The organism is Curtobacterium sp. MCPF17_051 (assembly GCF_003234595.1).
Classification (GTDB): domain Bacteria; phylum Actinomycetota; class Actinomycetes; order Actinomycetales; family Microbacteriaceae; genus Curtobacterium; species Curtobacterium flaccumfaciens.
On sequence record NZ_QKSE01000005.1, the window covers coordinates 137,855 to 160,842 of the forward strand.

Here is a 22,988-nt window from a genome sequence, read left to right on the forward strand (position 1 = left end):
ATCCGCCGTTTTCGCTTCAACCCCTTGGGGGGGCTGCTCGAGCCGCGGGCGCCCGAAGCCACTGAGGGGAATGGTCCGGACGCAGACCCTCACGGTACGCACGACCCCCGATGCCGACATCCCAGCCAGCTATGACCTCGCTGAAAGCTCCACGCGGTGCTTCACCGCGGCCCGCCACACCCACGCAGCCGTTGCGGCCTGCCCGCTCCCCCACTCGATCAGCACCGCGTCACCGGTCGCAGCGATCGCCTTCGCTTCCACGCGGCGATCGACACCGCGGTAGGTGGGGATCCACGCGTGCACGGGCGCCGCCGGCACAACGTCGGCCGCGGGGCCGCCATGGGCGCCTGCAGGCAACGAAACGGCTTCCTCGGGCACCCACCGCCCATGCCGGCGCACGCCCATCAGCGGCGCCCCTGCGGCTTCAGGGAGCGCTTCTTGATCCGGTCCATGGGCAGCCACACGTGGTGTACTAAGCCCATGTGCACCAGCTGCACGTAGACGACATCGCCATCCGCCTGCTCAACGAACCCAGGGCACGTCTGCAGCCCAGAGCGGGTGAACTCGACCCGCACACCGCCGGGTAACCGGACACCCTGTCCGGCGCCGGCGGGGCCTCGATCCGAGCGGCTGGTCCTCGGGCGGATCGGGGCGGATGGGCGGCGCCCACCGGTGCTCGGGCATGCCACCGATGATGACCGCGGCCGCCGACACCGCAGGTGTCGATCCCGCTGCGAGGATGGATCCATGACCACCGTCCGCGACACGATCCGCTCCACGAACACCATCACCGCTGACGGACACGCAGACGACCAGAGCACCGCGAGAGCCCGCGCCGTCGCAAGGATGCGGCTGGCGGACCCATCAGACCGGACTGGGTCCCGGCGCCGACCATGGTCGCCGAGGTGATCGCACTTCGTGACCGCTTCGTCGACATCGAGATGCACTACAGCGGCACCGAGCGCTGCGACTATCGGTGCCAGAATGCCCAGGGGGACGACTGCACGTGCTCGTGCGAAGGCACACGACACGGAGAGCGTCTGCACGCAGCATGGAGGCAGCTCGGCGACACAACACTCGTCCGCAGCACCGGCAGGAAGATCGTCAAACGACGGCTGCGCCGAGCCGACGTCACCGATCCTCAATAGCCGATCGCGGTCGGGGCCCCTGAAAGCCACCGACAGAGTGACTTCCTTTGGTCACTACACAGTGAGTCCAGCGGCTTTCAGCTCCGTCCGGAGATCGTCCTTCCAGTTCGATCCTGGGTACTGCACATACCCCAGACCACCCAAGTCAGACGGACGCTCAACGTCTGCGTTCACCACGACGATGTTCTTTCGACCGATCTTGCCGATAAAGTAACCCAGCTCGAGCACGACGTTCTGACGAGCCCGTGGCCTCGGCTGGTCACCGGCATCATGCTCAGCAATCGTCTGCCCAACGTCGTCGGGGGTGAGCAGCACGATGACGTACGAGCTTCGTGCGCCGTACGCCTCGAACTTCTCGATGATGGTTTGCCCCTCACTCGCTTCCTCAGCAAGCGAGATTGGCAGGATCTTTGTTTCCCGCGTTACGTACACGCGGATCGAATTCAGCGCCGACTCATCGTGTCCATGAACGATGAAGATGCTGCGCTCGACTGGTACGGCAAGCGCCCCGGCGGGCTCGGGCTCGATCGTCGGTGAGGCATCGGCGGGTACTGCGTCCGTCGCCTCGTCAAATATCGACGGCGGGCTCGGGACGTCCCACGGGTCGTTCGGAGGCGTCGACCAGGCATCAAATGGCTTGGGTATCGGCGGGTCCGCCGCCGGCTCCGCTACCCCACCGCCAGACCACTGGCTTGGAATCTCTGAGGGATCGCGTGCGTCCAGGTAGTCCTGGAAGAGGCGCTTGGTTCGGCTGGGGGCATGCTCGTTCACCCAGGAGGGAAGATCGGGCATGGCATCTGCAAGTAGGTCCATGCGCTCGGCCTCATTGCCACGGTCCTCAACCCCCTCATCAAGGACACGACCAAGGGCCTCGAGAGCAGCGTCCGGATAGTCGTCATCGCCGAACGAAAGCGACCGGTACAGACGCGGGTGCGACGAGAGGATGTCTGACGTACCGGTCTCACGGCCAAACTGTCGCCAGTGCGAGTCTTCCCACCGCTCTACGGTGTAGTACCCAGCGGCAGCTTGTAGCGGATCGGGTCGAGCCATTCTCAGATCATAGAGTCTGCTTACTTCCAGTTCGAACGTCAGACTGTCCACGAACGTGTCTCAGTAGCCGATCGCCCACCGTGCACATCGCGGCAGAGTGCCGGTGACCGCACTATCCGCTCGCCGACGCGGACCTTGGTGTCGCATCGCCCCGCCCGGGCAAGTGCCCGGGGACGGGGCGCTGAACGAGATGCTCCGGGCCTGGCTGCCCTCGTCCAACAGGCCGTTGGACAGCTCCTATCCCGGCGATGTGCGCCAGACGCTCACCCTCGATACTCTGTTATGAAACCTCTGCTTCATAACAGATGATCGGTGATTCGATGCAGCCAAGTCCCTATACCCCTGGCGAGATCGCTCGAACCGTGCCCGGGCGCGCTCAGCAGATCGCGGAGGTCGACGAGCGCCTGTCCACACTGATTGACCTCGGCCGACTGGTGGGCCGCATCCGGGTCGATCATGCAGCTCGCGGCTTCGGGAAGACCTCGCTCCTCCGCGAGTACCAGCGTCGTGCTGCGGCACGCGGTGCGGTGACGGTGTGGGTGACCGCAGGCGAAGAGCAGGGGCTCGTGGCGCAGATCGCCGCGGAGCTCCGGCGCGCCACCGACGGGTTCGGCGAGAAGACTCGGGCAGCGCTTCGGAGCAGGATCGAGACGCTGCAGCTCTCCGTCGGGGTGCCCGGCATCGCAACCGCTACCGGCACCTTCCAGCCGGCGAACAACAACCAAGACCTCGAGCTGTCGGGGGCACGCGCCCTCGAGGCCGTGATCGAAGCAGCGGCCAACGACTCCCCCCTGGTCATCCTCATCGACGAGATCCAATCCGCCGATCCGGAGGGGCTTCGGACGCTGGTCTACGCCTGGCAACACCTGCAAGCCGAAGGCACCGATGTTCCTGCAGCGGTGTTCGCGGCCGGCCTTCCGAACGCTCCAGAGACCATCGCGGGGATCGTCACGTTCAGTGAACGCCTCGCCTACCGGCCACTCGGACCACTCCACCGCGACGCGGAAGAGATCGCGCTCATCGGACCTGCGCGGGCGCTCGGGGTGCACTGGACTCCGCCCGCGGTCGACCGGGCTCTGCAGATTGCCCAGGGATACCCGTACTCCGTGCAGCTCATCGCGGACGCCGCGTGGGCTGCCGCAGGACGACCGGACCCAGGCGGCGTCATCGACGTCGGCGCCGTGGACCAAGGCCACATGGCGATGCAGGCCGATCTCGACGCCCTGTTCCGAGCCCGCTGGTCCGCCTGCTCGCCAGCCGAACGACGCATGCTCGCTGCAATCGCGAATCTCGGCGACGGCCCCGCTTCGCGCTCCGCGATCGCGGAAGCGCTGAATACCGGCAGCAATCAGCTCTCGACACCGCGGGCGCGCCTGATCGATAAGGGCCTCATCCAGCCGGCCGACCGCGGAATGCTCGAGTTCACCATCCCTGGCTTCGCAGCGTTCGTTCGCGATAACGAGGTGTAGCACGCTCCCGTTTCGATGCAGGAAACCGCGACCCTCTCTGTCAGGCTAAGAGTCCGTCCCCTGATTGGAGTACCTACATGGCGCAGAAAGTCACCACGCACCTCGTCGACGACCTCACCGGCGACACCATCGAAGACGGCAAGGGCCGCACTGTGTCCTTCTCCTTCGACGGCGGCCACTACGAAATCGACCTCACCGACGACAACGCAGACGCGCTTCACGAAGCGTTCTCCGACTACGTCGCTGCCGCCCGCAAGGTCACCGGCCGCTCCGGCCGCGCCAGTTCCGGCAGCGCGCCGAAGCGTGGGAACTCGGAAGAGCTCGCAAAGATCCGCGAGTGGGCCAACGCGAACGGCCACGAGGTCTCCTCCCGCGGCCGCATCAGCCAGGCCGTCCGCGACGCGTACGACGCCGCGCACTGACACCCCCCCCGACACAAACAGCCGGCCACCCCTCGGGTGGCCGACTGTTCACGTGTACGCCGATACGGCGCTCTTATGTCAGCGACACGAGAGCGACAGACTGATCGATGCCGCGTCGACATCACTGCGACGTCTTTCCTCGGCGACGAGGGAGATGGACGATCCAGATTGATTGTCCATCTCATCACCCTCTGAAACTTGCACGGCGTTGAGCTAGGCGTCCTCGAGCAGCACGCCAGGATCCGATAGGCTGCCTGTGTCGGCGACTTGTCACATCAAACCTCAGCGTTTCAACAGCGGGCAGGCCCCGTTGACATCGTTAGCGTGATGCAGCGACGTACTCGCCGAGGTAAGAGGTGGTGGGCAGCTGGCCAATGCGCGGCGACCCGCAAGGGGTTCTCGGTGCGACCGAGTTGGAGCGCTGTCCGCCCCGCGAGCCGATACGGCGAAGCGGGGCGGACCGGCTCAAAGCGGGATCGGTGATTCGTCGACCGGGCGTCGCACGCTCCGACTGACACGTAATCCGTTCGCCCTCAGCTGCGACGCGAAGCCACGAATCTCCTGGCGCGAAGACGCGGGTTCGCCAAACGTGAACGCGAACGAACGCCCTTTTGGACTGCGGACTCGTAGCACGGTGCTGCTATTCGTGCGAACAACCCAGCCTTGAGCCTCAGCGTCAGCGCAGATTTGAGCGATCTCCTCTGCAAGGGCCTGCCTATGCCCACCGCTAGCGTGGCTATCTGCTCGAACCTTGCGGCCTGCGCGACGTCCAAGCTCGCGCGCCCTATTAGTAATTCCAAGAGTTGCATCATTCAAACCCGCGCGGATGTTTCCATCCGCACGTTCCCTATATGGCAACCATGTTAAGCCACTCAAGTCGGTTGGAAGCTGCAAGCTACGCGACGCGGACACTACGTAGGTCCGCTCTAGTCCTAGCGCTCCGATGAACAAACCGAGCTCAAAGTAGATATTGTCCCTTGCTGCCGCTCGTTCTAAGCCACGCGACTGCACGACATCGTCAGCGGTCGCGATCAAGACCGCGAAATCGACGCTGCGCGCCGCACTCTCAAGTTGCGGAATTGCATATGAAGATGCCTGAAAAATGCCTTGATCCCAACGCACTACCGAACAGACCCCCGACTGCTCAAGGTCCGCTTGAAGATGTCGGGCAATCTCCAATCCCTCTGAAGACGACCCAATGAAGACAGACGGAGCTTCAATTTTGGTCATCACATACTCCTAAGACTCGTCGTCATCAGCAGCAGCTTCGCCAATCGCCCAGGCTTTACCTTGCGTTATATCCAAACCTTGACGATACAGCATAGGCACCTTGTAGGATTGACCGGTCTTTTCCAGGAAACCCAACGTTACGAGTCGCTTGGTCACTTCGGTCGATTCTTTACCGAAAAGGCTCTGGAGTGAAGCGGCGTTCTGCTCGGCCTTTCCGCCTTCGAAACGTTTCACGTGGGCAGCAGCGTCGCCTGCCTCCGCAAGAAGCGTATCCGTAACTCGCTCTCGACTCAGTTCAGTCAGCGCTCTTTTCAAAGAATCGCCAGTGAGAAGCGGGTCACCTTCGACCCATGATCGGGGATCCTGAGCCTCCCTGCGTTTTTGGGCATCGATAGCTTTTATTACCAGATCAACGAGATTTCGAGGCGACTTAACATCATTCCCGTCCCGGATTCGCGTCAGAATCCAATTCCAGGTGGTGGGGCGCTTTGACCCTTCATCTACCTTCGACGGGAAGACGGCGTCGAACAGCTCCTGCGCACCCGCGTCCTGCGGGAGCCCCAGCCCCTCGAGCAGCTGCTTCGATTCACGCAGACGGCGGTACAGCAGTGTGTACAGATCGTCGTCTTCCCACGTGATGGGTATCTTTCGCGCGTTTATGTGGGTCAGGTTAACGAAGCCGCCCTCGCTGATACGAGCGAACAGATCGTTCCGCAGAAACAACTTTATTTGAAGGTGCGCAAGCGATTGAATGTCCAGGTACGATCGAAGAAGTGCTCGTAGAGCTGGCTTCTCTACCTCAGGCGAGGCCTGAAAAGCCTCGTCTAACCGATCGAAAACCAACCAAAGGGTAACCCCAGTTTCATCTAAGCAGTCGTCGAGAAGAGACAGTGCTTCGTCGTACCGAACGACGTCAACTGGCACCTCCTTTGGGGGTGCGTTGTCCGCAAGAGAAATTTTTGTCGTGAAGATCGGAATACCGTCTGGCGTGACAGTACCAGTAACTTCAGCCTGCTTGGGTCGAATAAATGAGATCACGCGCTGAAATGCGCTGGCTGGCTTCGCGCTTCCAGCACGGAGGCCTGAGTTCTGCAAGAGATCATCGAGTCGAACAAGTGAGCCTGGACGAGCGGACCCGTAAAGATCGAGTAGCCAGTTTCCAGCCAGCATAAACAGGTAGGACTTCCATACAGATATGTATGAGCCCTCGGATAGAACCTCCTGTTCAGTCAGCTGCTGAAAGGCTGGCGTGCCCTGGGGGTTAAACGCAGAGATAACTTCGACGTCCCCCAGAGCGTCGTACGTGCCGAAGTTGTCCTTCAGAATTCGAAACAGAGCGGTTTTGCCTGCACCCTTGTCGCCCGAGACGATGTCACCACCATCGTCGACCAATTTCTGAAACGTAGAGGTTTCGACAAAGTAGCGACTTAGAGCTGCGTCGAATTCTGCGACAGGGGAACCTAATTCAATCGCGTTGAGCAGCTCAGCAACAGTGGTGGGCTTCGAAGACATGTGAGCAAGCCTAACCTTCGTGGGATGCCATGTGGTTCGCCTCTTGCCGTCGAGCTCCGTCAGCGTTGCGCAGGGGTATACCCCAGCGCAACATCGCCGAGAGTAGTCGAATCGCGTGGTTCTAGGGTGCCTTTTCGCACTTCTGCGACAGGAGTGTGCGAGGGTCTTGGAGTGGTGCAACACAAAACGCAGATCGTCGCCTACGTTCGGGTGAGCTCGGTCGATCAGAACCTCGACCGGCAGCTCGAGGCCATCGGCGACGTCGACCGGGTGTTCGAGGAGAAGATTTCCGGCGGGGCACGCACCGACCGCTTGGCCCTGGCCGACTGCATCGGATACGTCCGCGACGGCGACGTCGTCCGGGTCGCATCCATGGACCGGCTCGCCCGCTCCCTTGGCGACTTGCGCGACATCGTCGACGAGATCACCGCCAAGGGCGCCTCGGTCGAGTTCGTGAAGGAACAGCAGACCTACAGTCGCGACACCGACGACGCCATCGGTCGGCTCATGCTCAACCTCCTCGGCGCCTTCGCCGAGTTCGAACGCACCCTCATCCGCGAACGTCAACGTGAGGGCATCCGCATTGCCAAAGCCGCCGGTAAGTACAAGGGCCGCAACCGGAAGCTCACCGACGAACAGATCGCCGAAGCACGCCGACTCATCAGCACCGGCGTCCCCAAGACCACCGTCGCCCGCGGGCTCGGTATCGACCGCACCACCCTCTACCGGATGCTCGCGACACCCCTCTCCCCCGCCACCACAGATGGGGCTGCCAGCGACGTCGCCGCTGTGTAGCGTTCGGCGCCCCTTCACCGGGCATTCTTGCGGGACAGGCATACGGCAATACCCCCGGTCAGGCGGCAGTAGGCGACGGAGCCCGTCGAGGGCGACCACTGTCGTGTAGCGGTGAACCACCGGCTACCGGGACACCGTGAGCGGTCCTTGCCGTGGCGAGCAGCACCAGTGAGTTACTGGTCTCTTGAGTCCCGTATGTGAGCAGCTTCGCTTGGTGTCGTCGTTTTCGCGGCGCTCACCGTCGTGCTGTGGCCGGGGTTGGTCAATGGGGCGCGCGGGGTGCAGATCAACGACCTGGGCGGCGTCGACCTCGGGTCGCCGCGTTCTACGGTGAGGCCAGCGCATTCAACGCGCCGATGGGTGGTTCGTGCTCAGGCTTAACGCCGGGCTTCGACCCCTGTTGGGGAGTCGCAGGTCGTTAGGCTCGCGATGTGATGGTCAATGACGTCCCAGCGGGGCAAGCGGTCACTGGTTGTGGCTGTATCGCGAGTGTGCCGGTGGTGAAGCGATGAGGCGTGTACCAGTGCAGGGCGGCGAGCTTGTCTCGGTGGGCTTCGACGAGACGGAGAGCGCGCTCGAGGTAGAGCTCATTGGCGGTACCGTGCGCCTCTACTTCGACGTGCCGCAATCCGTGTTTGAAGGCCTCATCGTGACGCAGGAGGCTGGAGGGAACGTCAGCATGTACTTCGACGTGCGTGTCAATCAGGGCGGCTTCCGGTACCTCGAGATCTAGGACTGTCGCTGCTCTTCCCTGGGTTGCCGCTGGAATGACAAGGCAGGCCGTGAGTCGTTGCGCCGGTCGGGATCGGAGTGGCGTGCTGGAAGGTATGCGGTTTGCCGTATGCCCCTGTTCGGGGGGCGCGGTGGGTTCTTGGATGCCGCTAGGTTTCGAACAACCCTCATCTGAGCTGACATCGCTGTCGACGGGTGGTGCGGGCGTTTTACGCCGTTCGAGTGGCCTGGGGTGTTTTGGCCACGCACCATCACCCGTGTCATCGTGCTCTTCCGCTAGGGGAACCCGTGCTTCTTGCTCCACGCCGCAAGGCTGTCCATTCATCGTTCGGTTGGAAGGTCGCGCTCGTCGGCGCGGTCAGCGTCGCCCTCGTGGGTGGTGTCTCCCAAGTCGCCCACGCGGCGATCCCGACAGGGCCGACCACAACCGGGTTGACCGGGTCTCGGCCGTCGGCGACGACGTTGCCGTTCGCAGTGTCGGACCAGGTCGGCGTCGCCGTCGACGTTGCGACAGGCAACCTCGAGGTCACGACCGCCGGACTGTCGCTGCCCGGTGCGAGCGGAACGAACGCGATCACTCAGACGTACAACTCGTTGGGGTGGCAGGCCGCGAACGCGAACACACACCAGGCGGTCCGCTGGACGACTGGGATCGCCGGTGCGGGCTCGTTTTCGGCTGGCGCGTCCGGTTCGGTCGTGTACACGGCGCCCGACGGCGCGACGTGGAACTTCCCGTCCGCGACGTCCACGACGTTCACCGCGCCGGCCGGGTTCCTCCGCAAGCTTGTCGCCTCTGGGACGACGAACCCGACGTACACGATGACGGACCCGGCGACGGGGCAGGTCATCACCTCGAACGTCAATGGGTTCCCGGTGTCGGTTGCTGACCGCAACGGCAACACGACGATGGAGACGAACACGGCGAGCGTGCCGGTGAAGATCATCAGCACCGCAGGCACTGACGCAGCAAAGACCGCCATCGGCGCCTACGACGCGACCACGCGCGCGTACACGGTGACGCAGGGCTCCGGGTCTGCTGCGCGGTCGGTGAAGTGGGTGAAGGACACCAACGGCAACCTCACCTCCTACGTCGACGGCGCCGGGAAGACGACGACGTTCGCCTACTCCGGCAACGACCTCACCAGCATCACGAGCCCGACGGGCGCGACGACGACGATCAGCTACTCCGGGACCGCCCACAAGGTGTCCCAGGTCGTGCAGTCCAACAGCACCGCCGGCGCAGCCGGAGCGTCGACGACACGGCTCAACTACGCCTCGGCAACGTCGACGCTGGTCGCGAGCCCGAACACGGACACCGCGACCGCGGTGGCGGCGGTGCCACACACCACGTACGCGATCAACTCGTCGCAGAAGCTCGTGAACACCGTCACGGACGCGGCCGGCCGGGTCCGGTCGAAGACCTACAACGGGGCGAACCTGCAGCCGTCAACGTCGACCATCGGGTCCGGTTCGACCGCGTCGACGACGACCGCCACGTACGGGGCGAACAGCAGCCAGTCCCTGACCAAGGTCGCCTCCACCGGCGGCGCCTCGCAGTCGATCGGTTACAACGCATCCCCGGCGGCCACGGCATACTCGCCCGCATCGACCACCGACGACGCCGGCAACACGTCAAACCTCACCTATGACGGTGTCGGTAACCAGCTGACCAGCAGCACCGGATCCGGTGCCACCGCCGCGACGGCGACGCTGACCTACACGGCCGGGCAGGTTGCGACCGCGACGGCGCCGGGTAACGGCACCAACAAGACCAACTACACGTACGAGAACAAGCAGCCCAAGACCGTCACGCCCGTCACCGGTACCAGCCTCGCCGCACGTGCGTACACGTACGACGCCTTCGGCCGGATCGCGTCGGCCTCCGACGGCGCTGGTCGGACGACGAACTACAGCTACGACGGCGATGACCGGGTCCTCACGAAGAGCTTCTCGGACGGCACCCCGACGGTGACGAACACGTACGACAATGCCGGGCACCTGCTCACCCAGGCCTCCGCCGGCGGGACGATCACGAACACGTACGACCAGCTCGGACACCTGCTCACCACCGGCAACACCGCGAACGGCTCTGTCAGCTACACCTACGACAAGGTCGGCAACGAAACCTCGTACACCGACGTCGATGGCACCGTCACCTCCGGGTATGACGACTCGGGTGTGCTGACCAAGATGACGACCCCGTCGACGTCGAGCAGCGGCACGGAAGACATCCACTTCATCACCGACGACAACGGCCGCCGCACCGACACATACCTCGACGCCAACAGCGACAACAGCACGTTCGCCAGCCACACTCACACCGACTACGACACCAACGGCCGGGTCCAGGAGGCCCAGGGGTGGGTCGGTCCGTCCTCGAGCGATAACCAGCGAATCTACGACCTGTACTACTGCTACAACGCTGGCAGCACCGCCCCCACCTGCACCACCACCGCCACGAACGACCGGTCCAAGGTGCAGTGGGCGATCGACAACGTCACCGGGCAGAGCACCGCGTACACGTACGACAGCCGCGGCCGGGTCACGAAGACCGTCACCACCGGCGGCGGCTCCGCGACCGCGGGGACGTGGGAGTTCGGATACGACGTGCGCGGGAATCGCACCTCAGCGAAGTTCACCACCACCGGCGGCACCGTCACCACCAATCAGACGTTGACGTACAACGCGGCGAACCAGATCACCACCACCGGGTACACGTACGACGGGGCCGGGAACGTCACCGCAGCACCCGAGTACGCATTCACCTACAACGCCGCCGAGCAGATGACGTCCGCCGTGCACAACGGATCCCAGACAACGACGTACACGTACGCCGGTGCCGACCAGAAGTCGCTGCTCTCCCTCTCTACCGCAGGCGGGGACACACGGACGTATACGTACGGACGGGCGGACCAGAACGGCAACCCGACCCTGGTCAACGTGACCCGCAACGGCAACCGGGCGAACATCGTCAACGACGCCAAGACCGGGCAGCCCATCGCCCTGGCCACACCGTCCTCAGCAATCGGCATGTACGCCTACGACGGCACCGGGAACCCGTTCGCCCTCCTGGTCAACGACCCCGCCGCCTTCGTGCGCACCTACGACCCGTACGGCACCGAGACCGTCAGCTACGACGGCGGCGGTGACGGACTCCCGTCCAACCCGTTTACGTTCAAGGCCGGCATCGGCGACGACGCCACCGGGCTCGTGAAGTTCGGGCAACGCTGGTACGACCCCTACATCGGAGCCTGGACCCAGCAAGACACCCTCGACAGCCCCCTCGACCCCGCCAACGGCAACCGATACGCCTACGCTGCGAGCGACCCGATTAACGGATTTGATCCGACCGGGAACCTTACGAAAACCCAGTCCTGCGATTTCATTGCCCTTCCTGCGCAACTCCTGGCCACAGGTGTGCTCATCGGTGCAGTCACAGCCGGTCCAGTCGGAGTGGCTGTTGCGCTCGGGGGGTACGCACTAGCAACAGCTAGCACCGTCGATACCTGCTATTAAGAAAGTGAAGAATCACATGTCTAAATTGCTCTACTGGGCAGCGGCCGTCGTTGGCCTATTGGTCGCGATTGCCATGGTGTTCTCGTTTTCTTCGGAACACCATTGGTGGTCAGTGCTCATAGGGGGGATAGCGGTGATCTTCAGCGCCGTATGTGTGATTCTCGCGCTCCGAAAGAGGGCAACGTCAGTCGGGGGCAGCGACCAACGAGTGTGATCGAGGGTCCCGACCTCGTCACCTACGGCGGCGACGGAAATGGACTCCCATTCAATCCATTCACCCTCGCGGGCCGGGATCGATGACACCGCCACCGGCTAAGTGAAGTTCGCGTAACGCTGGTACAACCCCTACATCGCATGATATGAGAAGCACCCCGCCGGGACCGGCGGGGTGCTTCTCATATCCCTACGGTTGCGAGACGTCTCGTCGATGCGACCTTCGCGGTGCGACTCCGGGGCTCGGGCAGTCTCGCAATCATGCCTTGCAAGTGTCAGGCGACCGTCGCGTACCAGAGGTTGGTTGCGAGACGAGATCCGATGCGACGACTGAGTAAGCAGCAGGGGTCCGTGTCGTGCCGCGATCGAGTCTCGTATGACGATCCCCTACCGGAACGACCACGAGCGACCGAGACGGCGTTCGGTAGCCCACCGGCTATCGGACACAGCCTCGACCCTTGTGCGATCCTTCGGGTGTGCGCTATCGGCTGATGAATGAGTACAGCGTCGACTGGCCGCTGTGGGACGACGACGGCCTCTGCGCTGCGGGCACGCCGTCGTTCTCGTCACGGCTTGAGCGCGAGATCCTTGAGTGGGCCCGCGACTTCACCGAGAACTACGGCGTTGAAAGCGGCTGGCCGACTGATGCGGCTGCCCGCTCCCACGAACGCCAAGGACGTCGTCTGTTGGTTCTCGTCGAACGAGAGCTGCCGGATGGAGACGACGTTGTGCTCGGCTACTGGGAGACCAACAAGCGCAAGGGGCTGTAGATCCCAGAGTTATCCGGTGGAGCATCCCCCTACCGGGCGTGCGCTGCCCCGTGGTGGTCTGACTCGTCGTCTCGCGCGTCTGCTCTCGGCCGTCGGAGAACAAGACCTGCGCATCCCGCGGCAAGGCAACCGCAGACGGCAGCCGCCGGCAGGACAAGTTGCCAACCGCCCACCGTCAACAGCAGACCGCCAACAACGGCAGCGACGAACGCCAGCACTCCCACAACGGTCGATGCACGGCGGACCGGATGCTCCACGAGATCGTCTTCCGCGCGGTTCCTCACGACCACTCCGACACGCGCGACGGCAGCGGCCACCACGACTCCCAACGGAATCGCGACCTCCGAGGCGACAGCCACCGATTCCCAGCTCACGTAGCTGTACCTGATCTTCCCGAGGCTGAACATCCCGACCGCGAAGACCGCTCCAGCGAGGACGACTACAGCAGGAAGCGCAGCTCGACGCGGACAACTCATTGCCGACTCGTCCCGAGATGCCATGCCGACAGGGTAAATCGCGGCGCGCGAAGATGCTGCCAGCGTCGATGAACGCGCCCACCGGTAGCCGATCGTCCTACGGACGCGGCTGCGGAAGCCGCGCACTCATCTGCACCCGTCGCCCGTATCGGTCGAGGCCGTGCTCGGCCTCGACCACGAGCAGTGACTGATGAAACGGTGTGGCTGGTTCTTCCTCCACGAAGCCGGCCGTTACGTAGAACGGGGCATTCCACGGCACATCCGCGTACGTGCGAAGAGAGATGCGCCTGTACCCACGTTCCCGAGCAAGGTCCTTCGCAGCTTCGACAAGCGCTCGACCCAGACCCTGCCGCGACTGCAGCGGGTCTACCGACAGCTGTTCCAGATGAGAGATGTCCCCCGTCTCTAGGACGTGAACGAAGCCGGCGACATCCCCGTCAACGTCGATGATCAGCAGGAAGCCAGGCTCAGAAAGTCGCGTAGTCCCGGTGGGAGCTGCGGACCATACCTTGGGGTGAAGGTAATCAATCAGCAGCTGGTCCGCGTCGTTCTCAATCCGCTCGATCGCGTGCGAGTCCCTCTCCTGAGCGAAGCGGATGCACCTTGACATGCCGTAAGCGTAGGAGCCGCGAACGGCATCTCGGTAGCCGATCCTCTACCGGCCGCGCTTCGCCTTCCGAAGTGCGAAGCGCCACAGCCCGGCGCCAGCGCCGAGCCAGAAGAGGCCGAGCGCGATGTTCAAGATCACCAGGAGCACGTCGAGGTCGGGCCGGGTGAGGCGAATGATCGAAGTCGCGGTGAACACCAGGCCGAAGGCGAGCGCGATTGTACCCAGAACCTTCGCGCTCAAGACGTCCATTGGGTCAACCTAACTCGTGCCAGCGCCCGGTAGCCGATCCTCTACCGGTGCGCGTCGAGGACCAGCTGCACCGCTTGCCTGGCCGCTTCCGGCACCAGCGGTATCTGCGCGAGCGAACTCAGTTCCACCCACCTCGGCTCGTACTGGTTCAGTTCTGATGCTCGTTCGATCTCTGGGCCACCCAGCACCAACGGACCAGGGCGCACTTGGGCAGCGAAGTAGGCCGCTGGAACGGCACTGTCTACTGGAACGTCGAGTAGGTCACCGATGGTTGCTTCGAGGCCCGTCTCCTCACGCAATTCGCGCTGACACGCTTCGCGGAGGCTCTCGCCTTCCTCCACCCCGCCACCAGGGAGGACACAGTATCTCCGACCGTCTTTCAATCGATCGATGACGAGCAGGCTCTCGTCCTGGACGACGACGGCCGCTGATCTGACGCGCATCCGGACAGCACATCACGAAGCGCCTGACCTTGTGTCACAGCACGGCAATGGGTGCACCGGTAGCCGATCGGCTATCGAGACGCGTGGGAACACGCGAAGCGGCCCTACCGCGCCGCTCGCGCAGTAGGGCCGCTTCGTTGTGGTGGCGGCAGCAGGCGCTCAGAAGCCGCCGGCGGGGCGCACCAGGTAGTGCTCCTCGAGTGCGGTGACCTCGTCCCCAGTGAGGTCGATGTCGACCGCGGCGGCAGCGTCGTCGAGATGGTGCGGCTTCGTCGCGCCGATGATCGGAGCGCTCACGACCGGGTTGTTGAGGACCCAAGCCATCGCGATCTGCGCCATCGGCACGTTCCGCGCCTCGGCGATCTGCTGCACGGCGTCGATGACGGGCCGGTCACGCTCGGTGTCGGCGAAGAAGCTGTTACCGACCGGGTCGTCGGAGGAGCGCTTGGTCTGCTCACCGGCGGGGCGGGCGACGCGGCCCTTGGCGAGGGGGCTGTAGGGGATGCTGCCGACGCCCTGGTCGGCGAGGAGACCGAACATCTCGCGCTCTTCTTCCCGGTAGAGCAGCGAGTACTGGTCCTGCATGGACACGAACCGGGTCCAGCCATGCAGGTCCGCGGCGTGCTGCATGTTGGCGAACTGCCACGTCCACATCGCGGAGGCGCCGATGTAGCGGGCCTTGCCGGCCTTGACGACGTCGTGGAGCGCTTCCATCGTCTCTTCGATTGGCGTTTCGGGGTCGAAGCGGTGGATCTGGTACAGGTCGACGTAGTCGGTGCCGAGCCGGGTGAGGGATGCGTCGATCTGCTGCATGATCGCCTTCCGGGACAGGCCGGCGACGTGCAGGCCAGGGCCGGCGCCGGGCTTGTCGGAGAAGTGCGCCTTGGTCGCGAGGACGATTTCGTCGCGGTTGGTGAACTGGCGGAGCGCTTCGCCGACGATGCGTTCGGAGTCGCCGTAGGAGTAGACGTTGGCGGTGTCCCAGAACGTGATGCCGAGGTCGAGGGCCTGCCGGAAGTAGGGCAAGGCGTCGTCCTCGGGGAGGGACCACTGCAGGTGGCCGCTGGCGGGGTCGCCGAAGCTCATGCAGCCGAGCGCGATGCTGCTGACCTTCAGTCCGGAGGTGCCGAGGCGGGTGTACTTCACGGGTGGGTCCTTTCGATGGGCACGACGAGGCGACTCATGGTTCGGTCGTTCGGGGTTCCTTCACGCTCGCGGCGTCCTTCGTCGCAGCCCAGTGCGCAAGGAGTTGCAGGCTGTCGTCGGAAGGTGATCCCGGAACTGCGATGTAGGTGATCAGGGCGAGCCCGCTTCGAGAGCTGACGTCCAGCGACTCGAACGTCAGGTCGAGGTCTCCGACGATCGGGTGGTGCACGAGCTTCTCCCCCGCACGGTGCTCCCGCACCGTGTGACTGGCCCAGAGCGTGCGGAACGCCTCGCTTGCCAGTGACAGCTCCCCGACGAGGGCAGCGAGTGCACGGTCCGCCGGGGCACGGGCCGCCTCAGTGCGGAGCACCGCGACGCTCTGCTCAGCGACGCTGTCCCAGTCGCGGTAGAAGTCGCGCGAGCGAGGGTCGAGGAAGATGTACCGGCCGAAGTTGACCGACCGTCCAGGAGTACCGAACAGGTCAATGTAGAACGCACGCCCCAGCGGGTTCGACGCGACCACGTCGAGCGTGGTGTTCTGCACGATCACCGGAATATGCGTCATGCTGTCCACGATCTGCTGCACGCCCGCACTCACGCTGCCCGGTTGTGACCGTTGCGCAGAGCGCCGCGGCCGAAGGTGGGTGGGCGCGTTGGCGGCTCGAACGAGATCGGCCAGGTGAGCCGCTTCGACGTCGTCGAGGAGCAAAGCACGAGCGACACCGTCGAGGACGCTGTCAGAGACGCCGGTCGCGTTGCCCCGTTCGAGGCGTGTGTAGTACTCGGTGCTGATCCCGGCGACCAGGGCCACTTCCTCACGGCGCAGACCAGCAACTCGGCGGCGTCCGCCGAAGTCCGGCAGGCCAATCTGCTCCGGCAGGAGCCTGGCCCGCCGCGATGTAAGGAAATCGCGAATCTCCGCCTGAGTGTCCACGCCCCGACGGTACGTCACCGGATTGCCTGCAGGGGGTCCCTGTCAGTGACCGTGTAGACGGAGTCTGTTTCCGGACGTGACGGCGTCGTTCACTTGCGGTGTTCCCGATCGAAAGGCACACCCATGACTGACTCCACCGTTTGGTTCATCACCGGCGCAGCACGCGGGATGGGCATCGACCTGACCCGGGCCGCCCTCGCCGCCGGCCACCGCGTCGTTGCTACCGCGCGTGACGCTGCGAAGGTCACCGAGGTGTTCGGTGAGCGGGAGGACCTGCTGGCAGTGTCGCTCGACATCACCGACGAGGACGCCGCGCGGGCCGCCGCGGACGTCGCGGTCTCCCGCTTCGGACGGATCGACGTGCTCGTGAACAACGCTGGCCTCTTCTACGCAGGGTTCTTCGAGGAGATCAGTCCTGAGCAGATGCGGCAGCAGATGGAGACGAACTTCTTCGGCCCGCTCAACGTCACCCGGGCGGTCCTACCCGTCATGCGTCGTCAGCGCAGCGGGCAGATCGTCACGATCAGCTCAACTGCCGGCCTCGTCGGTCAGGAGTTCGTCGCGGCGTACTGCGCGTCGAAGTTCGCCCTCGAAGGGTGGATGGAGTCCATCCGGTACGACCTCGCGCCGTACGGTGTCTCGACCATGATCGTCGAGCCTGGCTTCTTCCGGACCGAGCTGCTCGTCGAAGGGGCATCGACCATCTGGCCGGAGCTGTCCATCGACGACTACGCCGAGCGCACCGCGACGACCATCGAGGCATGGAAGAGCATGAACGGCAAGCAGGGCGGCGATCCCACCAAGCTCGCTGCTGGCCTGGTGTCGTTGATCGATTCCGACGAGCCGCCGCTGCGATGGGTCGCGGGCGCCGATGCCGTGCAGACCGGTGTCGACAAAGCCAACCTGCTCCTGCAGCAGGTCGCCGCACACGAGGAACTGTCCTCTTCACTCGCTCACGACGACTGACTCCCTCGACCGGCTACCGGACGTTCTACGACTGTCCGGTAGCCGATCCCCTACCGGAACGACCACGAGCGACCGAGACGGCGTTTGGTAGCCCACCCCCTTCCGGGCAAGCAAGGCGTATAGCGCTTGGATCGTGGTGCATTCATGACGTGCGCTCTGACGACAACTCACCGGGGAACGGACGGGAACGCAGCAGCACCCCACGCAACGCGAGCGATGCCCTGACGCTACGTCGCGGACGCTCGTGCCGTTCATCCCCGACCCGCATACGCGTTACGGCTGGTAGGTTCGCGAACTGTCCCGCTGTACAGTCCGACCATGACCAGGTCAGAGGCACATCGAGGTGAGAACCGCTTCGAGCGCCTCTCCGCGGGCCTGAGCAGTGTTCTGAACCCCGACCTCGAGGTCCTCGACGCCATGGACCGCGTGATCGCGGCGTGCGTGGAGCTCACCTCAGCAACGGAAGCGGGGATCGTCCTGGGCGATGCGTCCGGGACCTTGCACGTCATCGCTTCGACGAGCGAACGCACGAGCGATGCGGAAGAGGCGCAGCTCGGCACGAACGAGGGATCGTGCTTGGACTGCTTCCGGACCGGGAAGACGATCGACGTGCCCGACGTCACCACCCACGAGATCGTGTGGCCGACGTTCGCTGAGACGATGCACGAGAGAGGGCTTCGCGGGACCTTCGCCGAGCCGATCCGCCTACGCGATGGGACCATCGGTTCGCTGTGTCTGTTCGCCGACCACACCGACGGGCACGACGACCGCGACGTGGTTCTGATCCAGCTGCTCGCCGACGCGGCATCCGCCGCGCTCGTGCGGCAACGCGATGCCGGCCGGTTGCGCACCTTCGAGGAGCAGATCGACGACGCAATCCAAGCACGAGTACTCGTCGAGCAAGCGAAGGGGGCCTTGGCCTACCGACGCGGCATCCGGATCGACGAAGCCTTCCAAGTCCTACGTCGAGCAGCGCACACAGCCGGCGGCGGCATGCGCGCCAGAGCCGAGGACGTCGTCCACCACGGCGCCGACCTCAGGGAAACAGCCTGAGGGGCGCCTACTGCCGGCCAGTGTCTCCCGGGGCCGTCGAAGTCGATCTGGACGGGTCCAACGACCTGATGAATTCGTCGTAGAAGTCGTCGAGCCAGTACGGCTCCTGGGCGATCCGGTCCTGCGGATCGCGCGGCTCGGCAGCGATCATGCCGGGAATTTACGATGTGCCACGACCCGGTTCAACCGGTCCCACGTCACGCGGATAACGGGCCAGGGGCGCAGCGGACGCGACCCCGGAGCGACCGCGGAATCGGGCAACTCCTTCGCCAGCATCAGGCGCTGCAACACCAGCGACTTCGGCATCGTCGTCGTCGCTGGGGACGTAAGCCGTCGTGAACAGCACACGTCAGTCTGAGCACCCGATGATCGAGGGCGCCAGCAACTACGAGATGGGAGCTGCCCGCTCTCGTTGGGGTGAGAGCGGGCAGCCGCGTGCGTCCGAGGATCAGGGACTCAGGACGCTTTCGCTTGGGCGGTAACCAGCCGCCCCGCCTCATTGTGAACCATCGTCGACAGGTGTCGTATTCCGTTGCCGGAAGTTCTCCCGCCATCGACGGCCTGGCGGCGTGAGTGCGATGTGAGCGTGCGGTGGGCTGGTCCGGTCTGCGCAGGACCTACTCTGCTGACTGCCCGCCCAGCGCGACCCTGGGTACGGTACGGGAACCCGTGGCGGATCAGGCTGCGGGACGGGCGTTGCCGGTCCGTGTTCGGGTCATGTGATCGGCAACGCTCGCCTCGCGTCAGAGCCTTGCGTGCTGGTCAGGCCTGCTGCGCGGCGACCCAGGAGTACCAGGCACTGAGTTGTGCTTGCGCATTGCCGAGGGTGCTGTGCGAACCGTGGACCTGGTTGTCGGTCGTGTGGAGCTCGTACTGGTCGTGGTGCTGGACGCTGCCGACGATGACGCCGTCGGCGTGCGCTGTCCAGTCGGTACCGGGCCCCTCCTGCCACACGATGCGCTGCGGTCGGACCATGAATGCGGCTTCCTGTAGGCGCCTTCGCAGAAGACCCGCGAGCTGACAACGTCTCTCAACGTACGCGCCCAGGATGTGCGAACAAGCTGTCCTTTCGGCCTGGCTGAGTACACCGCTCTGCCGTCGAGCCGGAGACGCATCACCGACTCCGGCAACGCAGACCGATGTGCTGTAGCGAAAGCCGATAGCCTCGCCCCGGGCACCTCTTCCGGGAGCTCAGGCTGGTCCACCGGGAAACTGGCGGACCAGCCGTCCGTTGCCGTTGCCGTTGCCGTTGCCGTTGCCGTTGGACGAGCTGCAGGCTGGTGTCGGTGTGTTCACTGCCGTTCGGACATGCCGTAGCCCTCTGGCAGGCTCTATCTCTCTATGGGCTGACGCCGCCTGACGTCCCTGCTACTCGTCTCGGAGCAACGTCTGGGGCCCGGCATGCTCGTTGGCCCGGTGGATGATCAGCTCACGGAACAGGGGGCGCGGTGGTCTGACGGGTTGCTGAGCCGAGAGCTCGGGCCGCGCCACCCGTGGTGCTTGTGCGGGTTCGGGATCAATGGCGCGCGGACGAGTGCGTCGGACGTAGGTTCAGGCCGTCACTGGTGCTGCGTGGGGTGCTGCTGGGCAAGAGCCCGGCCCCCGGGCGAGCTGCCGGCAGGAAGCACACCATGAACGAGCTGCGAAGCAGCCTCACCCCGCTCCCCGCGTCCCTCCCCGAAGCAGATCTCGCCGCCACGTTCCTTGACGTCCTTCATGGTGATGGCGCTTCCGTGGCGTCGTTCGGTGGCTTCGCTGGAAACGAGTCGATCTCGATCACCGATAGCCGTGCCGGCGGAATCGACCGGCTGCAGTTCGACCTCGAGGAGGGGCCCTGCTGGGACGCCTTGCAGCACAACACACCGGTCCTCGAACCCGACGTTCAACACCATCCGACGAATCGATGGCCCGCGTTTCTTGCTGCGGCCGCTGACGACGGCGTCGGAGCGTTGTTCGCTGTGCCACTTCGGTTCGGCCCGTTCCTCCTCGGCGCAGCCGATGTGTACGCGCGAACCCCAATGCAGGTACCAGCGGCTGATGCGACAGCTGCGATGACGCTCGCCGCTGCTGTGAGCCGGCGGGTACTGCGCCGCGTCCTGACCCGCCACGACGATGGTGCACCGCTGCGACTGCGTGAGCGGGCTGTACACCAAGCCGCCGGCGTTGTACTCGCTCAGGTTGGCCTTGCACCAGCAGACGCATATCTCCTGATCCGAGGGCACGCAGCAGCCCGGAATGAGACGGTCGCGGACATCGCCGAACTGATCCTTAACCGTTAACTCTTGATCACGGCCGATGGAGACCTCATCACCCCGACAGCAACTGACCACTCGCGGGTGTCACCGACTCGCTAGGGCCACCGTAGAGCGCGCGGCACCCACCGAGCGTTCAGGGCCGCCCCGATGAACGACGCCGTCACACTTCAGGAGGCGGCTGGGGGTCCCGTGCTGAAACGCTTGCCATGAGTGGGACTCAGGGGCAGCTGCTCACGCTTCGCTCAAGGCATCGCGAACGAGGGAACAACATGGACACCGACCGGCAGCGTCTCATTGCCCTCGCGGAACGAGCACTCGCCGCCGAACCCGATGTGATCCCAGACAGCGTCCTATACGAGTGGGGCGACTACTACGGTGACTGGCAGCAGCCCCTGACGGTGCACTACGCCGTCACCACTCCCTCCGGCGCGGAGCACCGACATCAGCACTTCATCTGATGCCCCGGGCGGCCCGGTATCGCGGACCGCTGCGGCGGGCCTGTCGAAGCGTTCGCTTTTCTAGCGGCTTACGCGCTCCGGAGCATCATCGCGGAAGGAGTCACTGCCATTGCCGGAGAGATTGACCACGCCCTCGCGGCGCCACTGCTTCCGCGCGCGCTTGAAGGTGGTGATGCGTGCCGCTTCGACGTTGTCGTCGCTGGTGTAGGTGCTCATGGCCGATCTCCCTATGACTGCCCGTGGTTCCCGTGCCCCCCCTGTTTGAGGGTAGCGGCACGGCAGGAACGCGGTTATCGATCCCCCTAACCACTAAGGGCCGCCCACGAAGCGCCACCCAGGGTAATATCCGTTTTCGGAAGTTAGCCCTACGTATTGTGGATAAGACGAGTTGGCCGCATCATCAGAAGGTGACCGAACCGATGCGCCGCACCCAACGGGTGGCCCAGACCGCTGACCCTGCTGTCGCTGCGGATGCGATCGCGCGCACGCATGTGACGCACGGCGTTGAGGTGGACCCGGGTGGTGCGACGTTCGCGTTCGAGGAGCGGGTGCGTGGAACGCGGTTGTTGTCGCTGGAGTCGACGGCCTGCAGTGGCGTGGTCAGGGGCACGATCGAGCCGGACAGTGCGATGGTGCTGGTCTGGTTGAAGTCCGGACGGGGCACCGTTGACGGGCACCGCGTCCCGATCGGCCGGCCCATGCTGTTCCGGAACGCGCCGCAACCGGTCCGGTTCGAGTCGTTCCAGAAAGATGTCATCCGCATCGACCGGGCGACCGTCGAGCAGGTCGCTGCCGAGCGTGGAGATTGGGCGCCAGGACCGTTGGAGTTCCAGCCCCGGCACGTTCCCGAGGGGCCGACACTGGCAGCCTTTTGGCTGATGGTCCGCGCGGTCGCCGCCGAAGTGCTCGCCGGACCGGAGGAGGTGTCAGAGGAGCGGGAACGTGAGCTGACCCGGTTCGCTGCCGGCGGCCTGCTGACGGCGATTCCGCACTGGCCCGTCGGACGATCCAGCCCACAGACCGCTGCCAGTGCCCGGTTCGCACGCGCTGAGACGTTCCTGCTCGAGCACGCGACTGAGCAGATCACCGTTGCCGATATCGCCGATGCTGCCGGCTTGAGCGTCCGTGGCCTCCAAGCTGCCTTCAGCCGGCATCACGGCATCACACCGTCGGCCTACCTTCGACGCATTCGACTCCTCCTGGCGCGGGAGCAGCTGCAATCCGAATCCGACCTGCCCATCGCGGAGATTGCGCGTGGAGCGGGGTTCGCGCACCTCGGACGATTCGCGGGCTCGTACCGGGACGAGTTCGGCGAGCTCCCCCGCCGCACCAAACAGGTCGCCCGCGGCTGGTGACCCGGATTCGTCCGGCGTGCAGCGCTACTCAGCTGGTCGTGGCCGGACTGTAGCGCGTCAAGCCGCCGGGCGGAGCATCACGCCGATGCCTGATCTCGGGGTCACCGTTCTCGCCCCGACAGGGAGCCCTGCATGCTGTTGCCACTTTCCATGCCGAGTGACATTGTCTGGACCCCAGTGACGGCT

General features: G+C 64.6%; 25 protein-coding genes. 12 read left to right on the plus strand and 13 right to left on the minus strand.

What is annotated here, in order from left to right:
* Positions 1-893 precede the first annotated feature (893 nt).
* Complete coding sequence (locus DEJ35_RS16960; RefSeq protein ID WP_146244751.1) at positions 894-1,148, plus strand: hypothetical protein; 255 nt, start codon at positions 894-896, stop codon at positions 1,146-1,148.
* A 54-nt stretch (positions 1,149-1,202) separates the two neighbouring features.
* Here the strand turns inward: DEJ35_RS16960 and DEJ35_RS05460 are convergent, their stop codons facing one another.
* Positions 1,203-2,249 (minus strand): TIR domain-containing protein, encoded by a 1,047-nt coding sequence (locus DEJ35_RS05460; RefSeq protein ID WP_111192217.1) that lies wholly within the window; start codon positions 2,247-2,249, stop codon positions 1,203-1,205.
* 254 nt (positions 2,250-2,503) lie between these two features.
* Between DEJ35_RS05460 and DEJ35_RS05465 the strand changes: the two genes are divergently transcribed.
* Together DEJ35_RS05465 and DEJ35_RS05470 are read left to right on the plus strand one after the other, a co-directional pair.
* Complete coding sequence (locus tag DEJ35_RS05465; RefSeq protein ID WP_220036876.1) at positions 2,504-3,667, plus strand: ATP-binding protein; 1,164 nt, start codon at positions 2,504-2,506, stop codon at positions 3,665-3,667.
* 77 nt (positions 3,668-3,744) lie between these two features.
* Entirely contained in the window at positions 3,745-4,089 is a 345-nt protein-coding gene (locus DEJ35_RS05470; RefSeq protein WP_111192218.1) for an Lsr2 family protein, read from the plus strand.
* A gap of 465 nt (positions 4,090-4,554) precedes the next feature.
* Here the strand turns inward: DEJ35_RS05470 and DEJ35_RS17700 are convergent, their stop codons facing one another.
* Positions 4,555-5,319 carry a nucleotide-binding protein gene (locus DEJ35_RS17700; RefSeq protein WP_111192219.1) on the minus strand — a complete coding sequence of 255 codons (765 nt, stop codon included), beginning with the start codon at positions 5,317-5,319 and terminating at the stop codon, positions 4,555-4,557.
* A gap of 9 nt (positions 5,320-5,328) precedes the next feature.
* Positions 5,329-6,831, minus strand: a complete 1,503-nt coding sequence (locus DEJ35_RS16965) for a P-loop ATPase, Sll1717 family (protein ID WP_146244752.1) — start codon at positions 6,829-6,831, stop codon at positions 5,329-5,331.
* A gap of 171 nt (positions 6,832-7,002) precedes the next feature.
* Here DEJ35_RS16965 and DEJ35_RS05480 point away from each other — a divergent pair, with 171 nt between their 5' ends.
* Together DEJ35_RS05480 and DEJ35_RS05485 are read left to right on the plus strand one after the other, a co-directional pair.
* The gene (locus tag DEJ35_RS05480; protein WP_258378437.1) at positions 7,003-7,626 is read left to right on the plus strand and encodes a recombinase family protein; all 624 of its coding nucleotides are present in this window, start codon (positions 7,003-7,005) and stop codon (positions 7,624-7,626) included.
* A 523-nt stretch (positions 7,627-8,149) separates the two neighbouring features.
* A complete protein-coding gene (locus tag DEJ35_RS05485) occupies positions 8,150-8,359 on the plus strand; it encodes a KTSC domain-containing protein (protein ID WP_181435518.1) in 210 nt (69 codons plus the stop codon).
* 577 nt (positions 8,360-8,936) lie between these two features.
* Here the strand turns inward: DEJ35_RS05485 and DEJ35_RS17220 are convergent.
* Positions 8,937-9,308, minus strand: a complete 372-nt coding sequence (locus DEJ35_RS17220; protein ID WP_181435519.1) for a hypothetical protein — start codon at positions 9,306-9,308, stop codon at positions 8,937-8,939.
* Here DEJ35_RS17220 and DEJ35_RS05490 point away from each other — a divergent pair.
* Together DEJ35_RS05490 and DEJ35_RS05495 are read left to right on the plus strand one after the other, a co-directional pair.
* Positions 9,292-11,874 (plus strand): RHS repeat domain-containing protein, encoded by a 2,583-nt coding sequence (locus DEJ35_RS05490; protein WP_181435520.1) that lies wholly within the window; start codon positions 9,292-9,294, stop codon positions 11,872-11,874. The two genes, DEJ35_RS17220 and DEJ35_RS05490, sit on opposite strands and share 17 nt — an antisense overlap.
* A 689-nt stretch (positions 11,875-12,563) precedes the next feature.
* Positions 12,564-12,857, plus strand: a complete 294-nt coding sequence (locus DEJ35_RS05495; protein WP_111192223.1) for a hypothetical protein — start codon at positions 12,564-12,566, stop codon at positions 12,855-12,857.
* Positions 12,858-12,886: 29 nt separating this feature from the next.
* On the opposite strand, the gene DEJ35_RS16970 is transcribed toward DEJ35_RS05495, so the two are convergent.
* The 6 genes from DEJ35_RS16970 to DEJ35_RS05520 form a co-directional block, all read right to left on the minus strand.
* The gene (locus DEJ35_RS16970) at positions 12,887-13,357 is read right to left on the minus strand and encodes a hypothetical protein (protein ID WP_146244754.1); all 471 of its coding nucleotides are present in this window, start codon (positions 13,355-13,357) and stop codon (positions 12,887-12,889) included.
* A 73-nt stretch (positions 13,358-13,430) separates the two neighbouring features.
* The gene (locus DEJ35_RS05500) at positions 13,431-13,943 is read right to left on the minus strand and encodes a GNAT family N-acetyltransferase (protein ID WP_111192224.1); all 513 of its coding nucleotides are present in this window, start codon (positions 13,941-13,943) and stop codon (positions 13,431-13,433) included.
* Positions 13,944-13,988: 45 nt separating this feature from the next.
* Entirely contained in the window at positions 13,989-14,192 is a 204-nt protein-coding gene (locus tag DEJ35_RS05505) for a hypothetical protein (RefSeq protein ID WP_111192225.1), read from the minus strand.
* A 41-nt stretch (positions 14,193-14,233) separates the two neighbouring features.
* Positions 14,234-14,635 carry an NUDIX domain-containing protein gene (locus DEJ35_RS05510; RefSeq protein ID WP_111192226.1) on the minus strand — a complete coding sequence of 134 codons (402 nt, stop codon included), beginning with the start codon at positions 14,633-14,635 and terminating at the stop codon, positions 14,234-14,236.
* Between the two features lie 159 nt (positions 14,636-14,794).
* On the minus strand, positions 14,795-15,781 hold the full coding sequence (locus DEJ35_RS05515) for an aldo/keto reductase (protein ID WP_111192227.1): 987 nt from the start codon (positions 15,779-15,781) through the stop codon (positions 14,795-14,797).
* Between the two features lie 34 nt (positions 15,782-15,815).
* On the minus strand, positions 15,816-16,715 hold the full coding sequence (locus DEJ35_RS05520) for a helix-turn-helix domain-containing protein (RefSeq protein ID WP_111192228.1): 900 nt from the start codon (positions 16,713-16,715) through the stop codon (positions 15,816-15,818).
* Positions 16,716-16,838: 123 nt separating this feature from the next.
* Here DEJ35_RS05520 and DEJ35_RS05525 point away from each other — a divergent pair, with 123 nt between their 5' ends.
* A complete protein-coding gene (locus DEJ35_RS05525) occupies positions 16,839-17,681 on the plus strand; it encodes an SDR family oxidoreductase (RefSeq protein ID WP_111096079.1) in 843 nt (280 codons plus the stop codon).
* A 318-nt stretch (positions 17,682-17,999) separates the two neighbouring features.
* Positions 18,000-18,734, plus strand: coding sequence for a GAF and ANTAR domain-containing protein (locus DEJ35_RS05530; RefSeq protein WP_111192229.1), 735 nt, complete (start codon positions 18,000-18,002; stop codon positions 18,732-18,734).
* Positions 18,735-18,741: 7 nt separating this feature from the next.
* On the opposite strand, the gene DEJ35_RS17225 is transcribed toward DEJ35_RS05530, so the two are convergent.
* A complete protein-coding gene (locus tag DEJ35_RS17225; RefSeq protein ID WP_181435521.1) occupies positions 18,742-18,885 on the minus strand; it encodes a hypothetical protein in 144 nt (47 codons plus the stop codon).
* A gap of 611 nt (positions 18,886-19,496) precedes the next feature.
* On the minus strand, positions 19,497-19,709 hold the full coding sequence (locus tag DEJ35_RS05535) for a hypothetical protein (protein ID WP_110860368.1): 213 nt from the start codon (positions 19,707-19,709) through the stop codon (positions 19,497-19,499).
* 656 nt (positions 19,710-20,365) lie between these two features.
* Between DEJ35_RS05535 and DEJ35_RS16975 the strand changes: the two genes are divergently transcribed.
* Together DEJ35_RS16975 and DEJ35_RS05545 are read left to right on the plus strand one after the other, a co-directional pair.
* Positions 20,366-21,013 carry an ANTAR domain-containing protein gene (locus tag DEJ35_RS16975; RefSeq protein WP_146244755.1) on the plus strand — a complete coding sequence of 216 codons (648 nt, stop codon included), beginning with the start codon at positions 20,366-20,368 and terminating at the stop codon, positions 21,011-21,013.
* A 245-nt stretch (positions 21,014-21,258) separates the two neighbouring features.
* Entirely contained in the window at positions 21,259-21,447 is a 189-nt protein-coding gene (locus DEJ35_RS05545; protein ID WP_110860361.1) for a hypothetical protein, read from the plus strand.
* A gap of 60 nt (positions 21,448-21,507) precedes the next feature.
* Here DEJ35_RS05545 and DEJ35_RS17230 read toward each other — a convergent pair whose 3' ends face one another.
* Positions 21,508-21,663 (minus strand): hypothetical protein, encoded by a 156-nt coding sequence (locus DEJ35_RS17230; RefSeq protein WP_181435522.1) that lies wholly within the window; start codon positions 21,661-21,663, stop codon positions 21,508-21,510.
* Positions 21,664-21,854: 191 nt separating this feature from the next.
* On the opposite strand from DEJ35_RS17230, the gene DEJ35_RS05550 reads away from it, so the two are divergent.
* Positions 21,855-22,802, plus strand: coding sequence for an AraC family transcriptional regulator (locus DEJ35_RS05550; RefSeq protein WP_146244756.1), 948 nt, complete (start codon positions 21,855-21,857; stop codon positions 22,800-22,802).
* The last annotated feature ends 186 nt before the right edge of the window (positions 22,803-22,988 follow it).

Bases quoted from the DNA above. Each gene is read 5' to 3' on its own strand.
- DEJ35_RS16960 (WP_146244751.1), top strand. From the start codon at position 894: ATGGTCGCCGAGGTGATCGCACTTCGTGACCGCTTCGTCGACATCGAG.
- DEJ35_RS05465 (WP_220036876.1), top strand. From the start codon at position 2,504: ATGATCGGTGATTCGATGCAGCCAAGTCCCTATACCCCTGGCGAGATC.
- DEJ35_RS05470 (WP_111192218.1), top strand. From the start codon at position 3,745: ATGGCGCAGAAAGTCACCACGCACCTCGTCGACGACCTCACCGGCGAC.
- DEJ35_RS17700 (WP_111192219.1), bottom strand. From the start codon at position 5,319: ATGACCAAAATTGAAGCTCCGTCTGTCTTCATTGGGTCGTCTTCAGAG.
- DEJ35_RS16965 (WP_146244752.1), bottom strand. From the start codon at position 6,831: ATGTCTTCGAAGCCCACCACTGTTGCTGAGCTGCTCAACGCGATTGAA.
- DEJ35_RS16970 (WP_146244754.1), bottom strand. From the start codon at position 13,357: ATGGCATCTCGGGACGAGTCGGCAATGAGTTGTCCGCGTCGAGCTGCG.
- DEJ35_RS05500 (WP_111192224.1), bottom strand. From the start codon at position 13,943: ATGTCAAGGTGCATCCGCTTCGCTCAGGAGAGGGACTCGCACGCGATC.
- DEJ35_RS05505 (WP_111192225.1), bottom strand. From the start codon at position 14,192: ATGGACGTCTTGAGCGCGAAGGTTCTGGGTACAATCGCGCTCGCCTTC.
- DEJ35_RS05510 (WP_111192226.1), bottom strand. From the start codon at position 14,635: ATGCGCGTCAGATCAGCGGCCGTCGTCGTCCAGGACGAGAGCCTGCTC.
- DEJ35_RS05525 (WP_111096079.1), top strand. From the start codon at position 16,839: ATGACTGACTCCACCGTTTGGTTCATCACCGGCGCAGCACGCGGGATG.
- DEJ35_RS05530 (WP_111192229.1), top strand. From the start codon at position 18,000: ATGACCAGGTCAGAGGCACATCGAGGTGAGAACCGCTTCGAGCGCCTC.
- DEJ35_RS17225 (WP_181435521.1), bottom strand. From the start codon at position 18,885: ATGATCGCTGCCGAGCCGCGCGATCCGCAGGACCGGATCGCCCAGGAG.
- DEJ35_RS05535 (WP_110860368.1), bottom strand. From the start codon at position 19,709: ATGGTCCGACCGCAGCGCATCGTGTGGCAGGAGGGGCCCGGTACCGAC.
- DEJ35_RS16975 (WP_146244755.1), top strand. From the start codon at position 20,366: ATGAACGAGCTGCGAAGCAGCCTCACCCCGCTCCCCGCGTCCCTCCCC.
- DEJ35_RS05545 (WP_110860361.1), top strand. From the start codon at position 21,259: ATGGACACCGACCGGCAGCGTCTCATTGCCCTCGCGGAACGAGCACTC.
- DEJ35_RS17230 (WP_181435522.1), bottom strand. From the start codon at position 21,663: ATGAGCACCTACACCAGCGACGACAACGTCGAAGCGGCACGCATCACC.